Source organism: Moraxella pluranimalium, from assembly GCF_002014825.1.
GTDB lineage: Bacteria > Pseudomonadota > Gammaproteobacteria > Pseudomonadales > Moraxellaceae > Moraxella > Moraxella pluranimalium.
Genome location: NZ_MUYU01000008.1, coordinates 1 through 12,880 on the forward strand (window position 1 = coordinate 1; position 12,880 = coordinate 12,880).

The 12,880-nt window shown below is 41.5% G+C and carries 10 protein-coding genes and 1 CRISPR repeat array; of the genes, 7 read left to right on the forward strand and 3 right to left on the reverse strand.

Annotation, left to right across the window (positions count from 1 at the left end):
• Positions 1–87: 87 nt before the first annotated feature.
• The gene (locus B0680_RS03415) at positions 88–531 is read right to left on the reverse strand and encodes a pilin (protein WP_078253655.1); all 444 of its coding nucleotides are present in this window, start codon (positions 529–531) and stop codon (positions 88–90) included.
• A gap of 201 nt (positions 532–732) precedes the next feature.
• On the reverse strand, positions 733–864 hold the full coding sequence (locus tag B0680_RS10970) for a hypothetical protein (protein ID WP_265734171.1): 132 nt from the start codon (positions 862–864) through the stop codon (positions 733–735).
• Between the two features lie 429 nt (positions 865–1,293).
• Here B0680_RS10970 and B0680_RS03425 point away from each other — a divergent pair, with 429 nt between their 5' ends.
• From B0680_RS03425 to cas6f, 7 genes are all read left to right on the forward strand, one after another.
• Positions 1,294–1,494 carry a hypothetical protein gene (locus B0680_RS03425; protein ID WP_078253657.1) on the forward strand — a complete coding sequence of 67 codons (201 nt, stop codon included), beginning with the start codon at positions 1,294–1,296 and terminating at the stop codon, positions 1,492–1,494.
• 58 nt (positions 1,495–1,552) lie between these two features.
• A CRISPR array of direct repeats spans positions 1,553–3,561; the repeat unit is 28 nt; unit sequence TTTCTAAGCGACCTATGCGGTCGTGAAG.
• Positions 3,562–3,847: 286 nt separating this feature from the next.
• Positions 3,848–4,792, forward strand: coding sequence for a type I-F CRISPR-associated endonuclease Cas1f (gene cas1f, locus B0680_RS03430; protein ID WP_078253658.1), 945 nt, complete (start codon positions 3,848–3,850; stop codon positions 4,790–4,792).
• A gap of 10 nt (positions 4,793–4,802) precedes the next feature.
• Positions 4,803–8,216: a type I-F CRISPR-associated helicase Cas3f gene (cas3f, locus tag B0680_RS03435; protein ID WP_078253659.1), complete on the forward strand. Its 3,414-nt coding sequence runs from the start codon at positions 4,803–4,805 to the stop codon at positions 8,214–8,216.
• Between the two features lie 59 nt (positions 8,217–8,275).
• Positions 8,276–9,646 carry a type I-F CRISPR-associated protein Csy1 gene (gene csy1, locus B0680_RS03440; RefSeq protein WP_078253660.1) on the forward strand — a complete coding sequence of 457 codons (1,371 nt, stop codon included), beginning with the start codon at positions 8,276–8,278 and terminating at the stop codon, positions 9,644–9,646.
• Entirely contained in the window at positions 9,643–10,584 is a 942-nt protein-coding gene (gene csy2 / locus B0680_RS03445; protein ID WP_078253661.1) for a type I-F CRISPR-associated protein Csy2, read from the forward strand. The genes csy1 and csy2 overlap by 4 nt, the downstream gene beginning before the upstream one ends.
• Before the next feature lie 32 nt (positions 10,585–10,616).
• Complete coding sequence (gene csy3, locus B0680_RS03450) at positions 10,617–11,621, forward strand: type I-F CRISPR-associated protein Csy3 (protein ID WP_078253662.1); 1,005 nt, start codon at positions 10,617–10,619, stop codon at positions 11,619–11,621.
• On the forward strand, positions 11,621–12,217 hold the full coding sequence (cas6f, locus tag B0680_RS03455; RefSeq protein ID WP_078253663.1) for a type I-F CRISPR-associated endoribonuclease Cas6/Csy4: 597 nt from the start codon (positions 11,621–11,623) through the stop codon (positions 12,215–12,217). The genes csy3 and cas6f overlap by 1 nt, the downstream gene beginning before the upstream one ends.
• Before the next feature lie 31 nt (positions 12,218–12,248).
• Here the strand turns inward: cas6f and B0680_RS03460 are convergent, their stop codons facing one another.
• The gene (locus B0680_RS03460) at positions 12,249–12,812 is read right to left on the reverse strand and encodes a cob(I)yrinic acid a,c-diamide adenosyltransferase (RefSeq protein ID WP_078253664.1); all 564 of its coding nucleotides are present in this window, start codon (positions 12,810–12,812) and stop codon (positions 12,249–12,251) included.
• Positions 12,813–12,880: the final 68 nt, after the last annotated feature.

Genomic DNA, 12,880 nt, shown 5'->3' on the forward strand with positions numbered 1-12,880 from the left:
TGTTTTGTGATGGGGGGTGAGGGGGTGTAGAGTAAGTTGGAATAAAAAAAAGTGAGCTGGGGCTCACTTTGGTTTGGGGGGTGTTTGTTATTGACCGGCTGGTGCGGGCGCTACAGCGGTAGAAGTTGCGCAGCCCTTCACTGCAAAATCTTCACCAACATCACTGGTACAGCTCCAGCCATTGGCTTGAGTATAGCCCCAGGTGACCTTTTTGCCCTGAATGCTTGTTGATGCATTATTGGCAAAAGTTGCTTCAATTTTGACATCGTTCCCAAGCGTGATGGTTGGCTTGTTGTCCTTCATTAAATCGCTGTTAAAGGCACCGATATCGCATTTGGCAGCATCGGTAATGCCTTGCATTAAGCACATATCAACAGCGGTTCTGAGCTGGCTGGTTTCCATCACCACACGGCTGACTTGGGATGATGCAGTGTAATTTTGGTATTGCGGGATGGCAAACATTGCCAATACGCCGATAATGACAATAACGATAAGTAACTCAATGAGCGTAAATCCTTGTTGGGATTTCATGTTGTGTTTTCCTTTAAAAACAGATTATGTGAATAGGGAATTTAAAAAGTGCAATTGGTGAATAGTATAGAGCAGAGTACCAATAAATTCAAGGTGTGGTTAGTTTTATTAATTGAAATATCTCCAATTGTTCAACTTAAGCAAACCCTGCATTTTCTAAGCGACCTATGCGGTCATGAAATGCACCAAAGCTAGTTGCTATCAGGCTGCACCTCTTACCGCCACTATCTGCCACACGGGGGCGATATAGATGTAATCGCTGTCTGTGTGATAGCCAAGCCCATGGTCGCCTGTGTGCGTTTTGCCGTTGAACACGGCAAAAGCGATAGCCAAGTCGCTCAGAATGACGGATGGTTTAAAGTCGTCTGTATATTTGGTCACGAAAACACCCCAAAGGCCGTCTAACTTTTGGGGTGCGGTTTAGATTTAAGCGGTTGTTTTTTTGCATACAAAAAAGTCAAATAATTTAGGCAAAAAACGCATAAATCATTTGACTTTTATTGTAGTATTTACTATAATAAACACAACAAGGCAAGTACTCGCAATACCTGCCTTGTTTAGGTGGTAAGGCTGACAACCTTACTTAAACCCACCCAGTAGAGGAGTAACTGCGATGAAACGAATTATCCAAATCGCAATTATCCTTGTGCTATGTATTCTACTTAAGTCTAGCAGTTAAGTCAAGTAAATAGCACAAGCGACTACCCCAGCGGTATCGGGGTAGTCCGCTACTAGCGTGGTATGACTTTTAAGGATGATACGATGCCAAAACTTGTTAAAACCCCAAAAACCCGCTCACAAATCCAAGCCGATTCTGATGCCAAGCGTGGTGTCAAAGTGGCAAGCTACAAATTCCCGATTGAGTTCATCGACGAGCTTGCCGAGCTATCTGCCAAAACAGGCTTATCACGCTCAGACATCATCATGGCAGCAGTCAAGGCGTGGAATCAAAACATCGACTGATGCCGTAGCACCATTGCCACTCGTTTTGCCTAGTTTTCGCCAAAGATTTCTCGCACGTTTTCTAAGCGACCTATGCGGTCGTGAAGATGGCGGTGACTCGAGCGGTGGCCACAGGCATTTTCTAAGCGACCTATGCGGTCGTGAAGACATTCATAACGACGCAACAAGTCAAAGAATTTTTCTAAGCGACCTATGCGGTCGTGAAGGAGTATATCAACGCTAACAAAGATGATATTTTTTTCTAAGCGACCTATGCGGTCGTGAAGGTGATTGTTTTCTTATGTCATTTAAGACATTATTTCTAAGCGACCTATGCGGTCGTGAAGAACCAGCAACAGCAGAAGCCAAAGAAGCTTTTTTTCTAAGCGACCTATGCGGTCGTGAAGTAGCCTGCCAATCGCCCTAAAACTGATGCAATTTTCTAAGCGACCTATGCGGTCGTGAAGACGGTACGTCAGCATATACGCTAATCTTTGTTTTTCTAAGCGACCTATGCGGTCGTGAAGGGTATCAAGCTGTGCTTATGCGATCTGCCACTTTTCTAAGCGACCTATGCGGTCGTGAAGACCTAAATATCACTGGTTATGGCTTTTATTCTTTTCTAAGCGACCTATGCGGTCGTGAAGTGCTCATTGCGTAATCTTTGTGCCCGTAGTCTTTTCTAAGCGACCTATGCGGTCGTGAAGTGATTAGCTCGTTGACGATGCGTTTGGCGTGTTTTCTAAGCGACCTATGCGGTCGTGAAGATACAAGCAATGCTATTGATGCCGCCTTTGATTTTCTAAGCGACCTATGCGGTCGTGAAGTCATCAGGTTCGGCTTTAGCATACTGCTCAACTTTCTAAGCGACCTATGCGGTCGTGAAGCCTGCACTCATGGCTTGACCGTCTGCACCATTTTTCTAAGCGACCTATGCGGTCGTGAAGTATGCCACAGGGCTCATAACCCTGCTGATGCTTTTCTAAGCGACCTATGCGGTCGTGAAGATACAAGCAATGCTATTGATGCCGCCTTTGATTTTCTAAGCGACCTATGCGGTCGTGAAGTTATTGTTTTGCTTGATAACAAAACTGGTTTTTTTCTAAGCGACCTATGCGGTCGTGAAGCCCCGTGAAGTTCACAAGGATAAGTTTTTCCATTTCTAAGCGACCTATGCGGTCGTGAAGAGCCTTAGCATCGATGTCGGCCTAAGATAATATTTCTAAGCGACCTATGCGGTCGTGAAGACTTCACAAGTGCCCAAATGCGCTATCGGATGTTTCTAAGCGACCTATGCGGTCGTGAAGGATAAGGATAGAGTCAAATGCATATCGAACAATTTCTAAGCGACCTATGCGGTCGTGAAGTACACGCTCATGGGGCAACAATTTAGCTGATTTTTCTAAGCGACCTATGCGGTCGTGAAGTTTAAGGGTCGCCGTCAATTGGTTTGGTCTCGTTTTCTAAGCGACCTATGCGGTCGTGAAGTACGAAATCTCATTCCACCCTTGCTACATATATTTCTAAGCGACCTATGCGGTCGTGAAGATAAAGGCGACAATTTAAAGGTTCTATTGAGTTTTCTAAGCGACCTATGCGGTCGTGAAGTTGCATTAACATAATAATCAAGTAATTCATCATTTCTAAGCGACCTATGCGGTCGTGAAGAATAAGGCTTTGAGATTATCACCGCGATAATGTTTCTAAGCGACCTATGCGGTCGTGAAGAAAAAGCCCCGTCATAGTGCTGGAACACTCGGTTTCTAAGCGACCTATGCGGTCGTGAAGCGGCTAAACTTGTACCTGCTGCGATTTCTTGGTTTCTAAGCGACCTATGCGGTCGTGAAGTTCAACATTAGCTTGAGCAAATAACGGAAAAATTTCTAAGCGACCTATGCGGTCGTGAAGGCTTTTGTGATGATAGCACCAAACGCATCATTTTTCTAAGCGACCTATGCGGTCGTGAAGGACTAAAAGCCTAAAAAATGGCTGCCGCATTATTTCTAAGCGACCTATGCGGTCGTGAAGTTACCAAGTAACTCCAGACGGCGCAGCTCTCGTTTCTAAGCGACCTATGCGGTCGTGAAGAGTAATTATAACTGAAAAAATTAAGAAATAACAGTCATTTATGATGGATTGACCTTTTTTGCCCAATCAAAAATTGACCAGTTATAACTTATTGATTTTATTAAGTTTTTAAATAGTTGCAAAAATAAAGGTATTTTTTACACCCATCATCATCCGACGGCAAATTCAGTATAGCATAACTCATACGGCGGGCGAACACTATAAGCTTATAATTTAGCCATTTTATCGCTTGACAGCTTATAATGTGTATGATTAAATTAAATTTATCATAAAGGAAATTAACGCCATGGACACGCTCAAACCTACTGATTTAAAAGCAATTTTACATTCAAAACGTGCCAATATCTTTTATTTGGAACATTGCCGTGTCATGCAAAAAGATGGGCGTGTTTTGTATTTGACGGAAACAAAATACGAAAATCATTATTACAATATCCCTATTGCCAATACCACTTGTATTCTACTCGGCACAGGCACATCTATTACCCAAGCCGCCATGCGAATGCTTGCTAGTGCAGGGGTTTTGGTTGGATTTTGTGGGGGTGGGGCGACGCCGCTATTTTCGGGTGCTGAAATTGAATGGCTAAGCCCACAAAGTGAATATCGCCCGACTGAATATGTGCAAGGTTGGCTGTCCTTTTGGTTTGATGAACAAAAACGACTGACCATCGCCAAAGAATTTCAATATAAACGTATAGAATTTATTCAAAAAATTTGGTCTAAAGATAAAGAATTAAAAGAAGCAGGTTTTCATATTGATGACTCTGATATTTTTGGGGCTTATAGTTTCTTTAAAAATAAAATTCCTGAGATAAACTGTGTCAATGACTTGCTTTTAACTGAAGCACAAATGACCAAACAACTCTATAAAGCAGCAGCCACACGCTGTCAGCTTTCTTTTGAACGCAATCCTGAAGCAGGCGACAGTGCCAACAATTTCTTAAATCATGGTAACTATTTGGCGTATGGATTAGGGGCGACAACGCTTTGGGTGCTGGGTATTCCACATGGTTTTGCAGTCATGCACGGTAAAACTCGGCGTGGGGCACTCGTATTTGATGTGGCGGATTTGGTCAAAGATGCGATTGTGCTCCCTTGGGCATTTGTTTGTGCCAAAGACGATTTTAGCGAACAAGAATTTCGCCAAAAAATCTTGCAAAAATTCACGCAACATAAAGCACTCGATTTTATGTTTGAACAAGTGAAATTGGCATCACAATATTTCAAATAAGGGAAATAAAATGATTGTTACCTTTATTTCTCAATGTGAAAAGAGAGCACTCCCACGCACGCGTCTTGTGCTGGATGCGTTTGCCAATCGGATTGGTGATAATACTTGGCAAACGGTCATCACCGAAGACGGTTTGGCAATGGTTAAAAAATTGCTCTCTCGTACCGCCAGCAAAAGTACGGCAATTAGTTGCTATCGTTTTCATACTCGTAAACACAGCGAGCTTTTGTGGATTGTGGGTAATCGTCATAAGTTTAATGAATGGGGCTTTGTGCCTGTCAATCGCACCAAACGCAATATTTTGCATAGTGAATGGCAAAATGATTGGCAATATATTAGTGCTATTCAGATTATGGCGACTTTATCAGCGTTATTACATGATTTGGGTAAATCAACGCTTGGCTTTCAACATAAATTAACACAAGGGAGTACACAGGGCGACCCGTATCGTCATGAATGGATTTCTTTAAAAATACTGTTGTGGCTAACGCAAGATTGTCAAACGGATACCGCATGGTTAGAACGCTTTGCTCAAATTGATGATTGGTTAGCGAAACAAAAACCATCGGCATTAAGTCGTTATTTACAAACGGATAAATTGGATTTTGCGGATTTGTCCAAATTACCGCCATTGGGCGGGTGGCTTTCTTGGTTGATTGTCAGTCATCATCGTTTACCGCCTTTGACGGATATGTTTTTCGGTCATAAAGAGCGTCATCAATTTCAATATCACCCGACATCACGATTGTATTTTGAGCGGTCTTTAAGCAAAGTTTATGCTGAGCTAAAAGCCCATAATTATTGGGTCAGAAATCCTAAAACATTGGATACAGGTGGTAAAAAGCTCAAAGATTTTTGGCAATTTGAAGAGTGCGTGATTGACAGTAAATCTTGGCAAGGCAGTGTCAAACGCTGGGCAAGAAAAGCCTTACAAGACCCGACACTACAAGCATTATCAGCAAAAAATCAGCCTGTTGATAATGCTATTTTGCTCTATTTATCAAGACTGTGTTTGATGGTTGGAGACCACAATTATTCATCATTAAAAGATAATGATGCTCGCCGTATAGCAACGCAATCTGCACTTACTCTATTAGCCAATACCGACCGCAACACACGCAAACCCAAGCAATATTTAGATGAACATTTGTTGGGTGTAGCGTCATTTACCGCACATTTTGCACGCCATTTGCCGATTATTAGCGAGCAATTACCCACGCTCATTAAACATCGTCCATTAAGTAAAAATACCGATATTGACCGATTTACTTGGCAAAATCATGCTTTTAAAATGGCTAAAAGTGTACAAGCCGATAGTGATACACACGGCTTTTTTGGGGTCAATATGGCATCTACAGGTTGTGGCAAAACGATTTCTAATGCCCGTATTATGTATGCTTTATCCGATGAGAAAAAAGGGGCGAGATTTACCATTGCGTTGGGACTTAGAGTTTTGACTTTGCAAACTGGCTTAAGTTTACGCAAAGATTTACATTTAAATGACGAACAACTGGCAATTTTGGTAGGCGGTAGTCAAGTGCGTCAATTATTTGCTATCAATCAACAAGAACAGGCATTGGAGCAGAACACGGACGACCAATCAAGCACCACATGGGGCAGTGAATCGGCAGATGAATTGGTCGATGGGATTGTAGATTTTACGCCAAATTTCCATGCGTTAGATGAGCTTAATATTGATACCTTGCTAGCTGAACGTAAGGCACGAGATTTGTTATTTTCGCCTGTGGTAACGTGTACCATTGACCATTTAATCGGGGCGAGCGAATGCAAACGGGGTGGTGGATATATTGCTCCGATACTTCGTTTGTTAAGTAGCGATTTGATTTTGGATGAACCTGATGATTTTGACCATCAGGATTTACCTGCATTGGCACGTTTGGTGCATTTGGCAGGAATGTTTGGCTCAAAAGTGTTGCTGTCATCGGCAACGCTACCGCCTGATTTGATAACAGGATTATTTGAAAGCTATTTGGCAGGGCGAAAGTTATTTAATCAAAGCCAAAACAAACCCACGCCACAAGTGGTGTGTGCATGGTTTGACGAACAAAAAAATGGGACGAAGATTGAGTGTTGTAGCGACACACAAAAATTTAATGAATGTCATCAAGCCTTTGTACAAAAACGTGTGAAATTTTTGCACGAACAACCTATTCGCCGTAAAGCAAGCATTTTGCCTGTTGAGATTGCGTATCATCAAGACAAAAAGGCTCAATTTTATACAGAATTGGGGCAAAAAATTATTGATGGAGCAATGGAACTACATCAATCCTATCATACGGTGAATGAAAAAACAGGGCAATCCATGAGCATTGGTTTGGTTCGGATTGCCAATATCAAACAGTTGGTACGGCTTGCGTTTTATCTAAAAGATGCTCAAGTGGATGAAAATACACATATTCATGTGGCGTGTTATCACGCTCGGCAGTTATTGGTTTTGCGAAATCAGTTGGAATACGCATTGGATAAAGTCTTAAAACGCAATGAATATGATGAACAGGCGATTTTTGAGCATAAAGAAATCTATCAGACGATGGCTAAAAGCCCTACAAAACATCATATTTTTATGGTGCTGGCAACACCTGTGGCAGAAGTGGGACGAGACCATGATTATGATTGGGCGATTGTTGAGCCAAGTTCCATGCGGTCAATGATTCAGCTTGCAGGGCGAGTGTGGCGACATCGTCCCAAAAAACAGGCAACGAATCGCAATATTTTGATATTCAATCATAATATTCGTTATTTACAGCATCATGGTCAGCAGTTAGTTTTTACAAGACCGGGGTTTGAAACCGAGCATTATAAGCTTACAAAACATGATATGACCACGCTGATTAGTGATGATACCTTAACTCAAATTGACGCACGCCCACGCATTTGGACGAAGGAAATCAAAGGACAGCCTGAAACATTGGCAGAGTTAGAACATGGTTTGATGAACCATTTATTTCATCAAAGTAAAACCAATTATGTTAATGCCTATTGGCGAGAAGTTGGCTCATCTAATCGGATACATACGCACTTGCAACAAGTTTCGCCATTTCGCCATAGCGATGAACAACAACAAGAATGGGTACTTATTCCCAAACAAATCATGGAAGAACATGACGATGGCTTTTGTGTGTATGCCGTAGAAGATATTCAAAAAAATGGGTTAAGAAATGCCAATACACACAATGCCTATATCCAAACCATAGCGTTTGATTACGAGCATTCGCAAATTAGCACTTGGCTTGTAGGCGATGTGTATGATGAATTATTGCATTTGCAAACGCATTTGCCTGAACAAAGTTTATCGTATTTGGCAATCCAATTTAGCCGAGTGATGTTACCAAGCGGTGGGCGGCATGATAAATGGTATTTTTGTTCATTTTTGGGGATTGTGGCGGAGCGGTTAAGCTCCTAGCTATTGCTTTATAAAATATGATTTAATACGAAATAATAGAAATTAAGGAAGTTTTTAAGATGATAACAAACGACCTTGCTCAAACGGCAGTCAGTAGATTTTTAGAGCAACAGATTGACGTTAAGTCAGAAAAATTGCAAAAACAACTGCTGAAAGCTCAAGAAGATGGCAATCATGCTTTGATAACAGAATGTCAGGCTGAAATTGACGAAATCAAACAAAAATTTGAACGTACACATTGGCTAGATTTGGCTGTGAATAGCATGGCAAAACAGCTTAAATTTGGCACGCACATTTCCAAAGGCATTCACCCTGATGCCAAAGGCGATAATGTCAATTTTATCCCTAAACAACAACGACCTAATACCTTGGTTGGCACACATAGCCTTGCTAATCCTGCATTAGATGCCAATGGCAATGCGGCAGCTCTACCTTTAGCGTCATTTTTTGATTTTGATGTAGCTGAAGGTGTAAAAGTTCGTGATTTGATTTTAGCTGATAATGAGCAATTTATTGCGTCTTTGTCTGATGATAAAGAGACGGCAAGCGATTATCACGCACGCTTTAAACAAGTTTTACAAAGCACGATGGAAAATCCAACGACCCATGAACGCAATAAACAAATGCTTTGGGTAACCAATGATGATACGGCTAATCATTTAGATGAACTACAATACATCAACATTATTCCGTTATATCCATCTGCTTTATCTTATGAAGTTTATTTAAAAATTAACCAATTAAGATATTCTGATGAAAATAAAAAAGCATTAGAAAATCGTTTTAAACCCAATGCCAAACATACGCCATATGTCAGCATGAAAGATTTGGCAACTGTACAATTAGGCGGTTCAAAACCACAAAATATTAGCCAGTTGATGAGCCGACAAGGCGGTCGCAATTATTTATTGCCATCATTACCGCCTAAAATTGCACAAAGTCGTGAATTTGCGTTATCTAAATTTGCAGAAAATTTCTTTCATAGCAAAACTTTAAAATACCATATTCGTGATGATTTTGAATATGTCATTCAAGTCGTGAAAGATGCCAGAAACAATGTAGATGTGCGTGATAAACGCAAAGATGCGATAGACCGTATGTTGCATACCATTTTTGCCATTGCACACACATTGCAAGACAAACCAGCAGGTTGGTCAAAAGATTATGCTTTATCACTCTCGCAAAAAGTATGGTTAGACCCTTACCGTGCAGATTTGGACGGCGAAGAAGAATTTGCCCAATACAAATCCCAAAATGAATGGCAAAAAGACATTTTGGACGACTTTGCGTCATGGTTTAATAATGAATTGAGAGAGCAATTTAAAAACTTAAAATATGATATTGCCGATGCAGAATTTACCCAGTGGAAACGAGTAATTGAAGAGATGCAAGGGTTCTATCAACGTATGGGCAAAGGGGTATTTTTATGAGTGAAAAAATTCCAGTTGGTTACATCTATTTTCACAAAGTGGTGATTTGTGATGCCAATGCCATTTCTAGCCCTTTAACGTTTGGCTTTCCTGCGGTAACAGGGTTTACAGGTGCATTTCACGCTTTATCTCGCACCATGATGGCAGATGCACGATTTGCTGATTTGGCATTGGGTGGTGTGTTGTTGGCGTGTTATGACTGTACGCCCAAAACTTATCGCACCAGTAAATACCGTGATTATACGTTTAATCAAACTAGAAATCCGCTTAAAAAAGATGGCAGTACAGCGTCTATTGTGGAAGAAGGCAAATGCAATTTGGTGATGAGTTTTGCGGTAGAAGTGTTGGCAAATGACCTGATTTCTGAGCAACTAAGTCAGGAATTAACCCAATTTTTATCGCAAGCAATTTTCAGACAGCGAATTGCAGGCGGTAGTGTAATGGGAATGGCAAAAACCGACCCTGTACGATATTTTAATCTTTATAAAGTACAAGAACTTGTGCCATTGTTAATGCCTGCATTTGTATTGATGGACGCAAGTTCAGAATTTAGTGAATTAATTACCAAAGCCCAAAGCCAAAGCCAAAACCAAAGCACAACACCGCTTGATGTGCTGTTAGATGTTTGCACATTACATCATATTCCTGAATTAGATATTGATGGCAATACCAAATGGCATACCCAGTCCATTAAAACAGGATATGGCTGGCTTGTTCCCATGCCGATGGGGTATCAAGCGATTAGTGAGCCGTTTGACGCTGGCAAATTGGCAAATGTGCGTAATCCCGAATATCCAAGTCAATATGTAGAAGCCGTTTATGGTTTGGGCAAATGGGTGTATCCACACCATTTAAAAGACAATATTGAAACGGCTTTTTGGCGACAACAGTATGATGAAACTGGACTGTATTTACTAACACAAGCAACATCATGGTAAATATTTTTAATGAAATTTAAGGAGTTTATTTTATGAGCAAATTAACGACTGCAAGCGTATTGGCATTTGAACGCAATTTGGACATTTCTGATGGTTTTATGGCACAAAAAAATAGCCAAGATGAAAAAAGCGTGGCGACTCCTGTGCGTATTCAAGAAAAATCTATTCGTGGCACAATCAGCAACCGTTTGAAAAATAGCATTACGGCTGACCCTGCCAAATTAGATGCGGAAATTGAAAAAGCTAATTTACAAAAAGTGGATTCAGCGTCTTTGTTGGAAGAAAATGACACGTTGATTGTATCGTGGACGTGCAAAGTATTGTCTTTTGACGGTAAACCAAATGTATGTAATGACCAAGCCTATCAAAGCAAATTATTGGCAACGGTACAAGGTTATTTACAAGAACACGGCGTGAAAGAATTAGCACATCGTTATGCGACCAATATCGCTAATGCTCGTTGGTTATGGCGTAACCGTGTGGGTGCAGAGAAAATTACTGTATCTGTAACGTGTAAAATCGCAGATAAAGAGCATACTTTAACCTTTGATGCGAAAAACATTTCGGTACACGATTTTGCAACGAATAATGCTGAATTAGCAACTTTGGCAAATTGGATTGAACAAGGTTTAACCAATCAAGCTTTTGTGATTTTGAATATTAAAGCCGAAGCGATTGTTGGTTACGGTCAAGAAGTGTATCCATCACAAGAGTTGATTTTGGATACAGGTAAAACCAAAAGCAAAGAATTGTATAAAATCAATGATAAAGCGGGTATACATTCACAAAAAATTGGTAATGCCATTCGTACCATTGATACATGGTATCCAGATGCCCAATTTCCGATTGCGATTGAACCCTATGGTGCAGTAACGACTATGGGTACAGCATTCCGCCAACCGAAACAAAAACAAGATTTCTACACTTTATTTGACAACTGGGTGTTGAAAGATGAAAAACCGAGCGTAGAAAATCAACATTATGTGATTGCGGTGTTGATTCGTGGCGGTGTGTTTGGGGCAAGCGGGAAAGAATAATGCAATTTTATCAAGAAATCACATTATTGCCTGATGTAAACCTTAGTCCATATTTTTTATGGACTAAGGTTTACACCCAACTCCATCTTGCCTTTGTTGAACAGCAAGATGATGATGGCAAAATCGCCTACGGTGTTGCATTTCCGCAGTACCGATTAAAACCAGAAAAACAAATTGGTTTTTTAGGGTTTAAAGTGCGTGTGTTTGCCCAAACTGAAGCGGAGTTGCAGGCATTAAACCTAGCAAAATGGCTAGAGCGACTGACTGATTATGTGCATATCACCAGTATTCGCCCTGTACCTGTGGATAAAGTGACGGGTTTCTCACACTATTACCGCGTCATTCCAAAAATGTCTTTAGATGAGCGTATTGTACATCAAGCGGCTCGCCATGATGTATCAGTAGATGCTGCACGAGAGCATTTAAAGGGCTATCAGACCCAAGCGACCATTGAGCCATATATTCAGCTCAAGAGCCAAAGTACAGGGCACAATTTTGCTTTACACATCGGCAAGCAGTCTGCCGATGGTCTGGGCGATGGCAAATTTGGTGCTTATGGACTTAGTCGCAGTGCAGGCGTGCCAGAGTTTGGGTGATGGACGATGTTTTGGCGGAGATTCTTGCCAATCATTTGTGCCACAACACTTCTGCTCCGCCATCTAGCCGTGCCACCACACGCGCTAGGATAAACAGATAATCCGATAGGCGGTTTAGATACTGTAAAGTCGTCGTACTGATATTGCCATCACGCTCGTGCAAGCGGATGACAAGCCGTTCGGCATCACGGCAGATACTGCGTGCGATGTGTGTTTGGGCGGTTGCCACCGAGCCTGCCGGCAAGATAAATTCCTTGAGATAGGGCAAATCATTATTGTGCGTCGATGCCCAGTTTTCAAGCTGTGTCACATCGCTTGCTGTGATGGCGATATAGCCGATGTCTTGGTGGTTTGGTAGGGCGATTTCGCCGCCGATATTGAATAATTTATGCTGAATGGCGCTGATTTCATCGCAGACGGCGGGCAGTTTGTCCGCCAAATACGCCTGTAGTAGCCCCATTTGAGCATTTAGCCCATCTATGATGCCCATCGCATCAAAACGCAAATCCGCCTTGGATAGACGGCTGCCATCGCCAAGTCCTGTTGTGCCATCATCGCCTGTGCGTGTGGTGATTTTGGATAATCGGTTGCCCATGATGTCTCTCTTTTATTAGCTATCTTGCCATCATAGCACAAGTCTCAAATGTGTGTAAATTGTGAGTT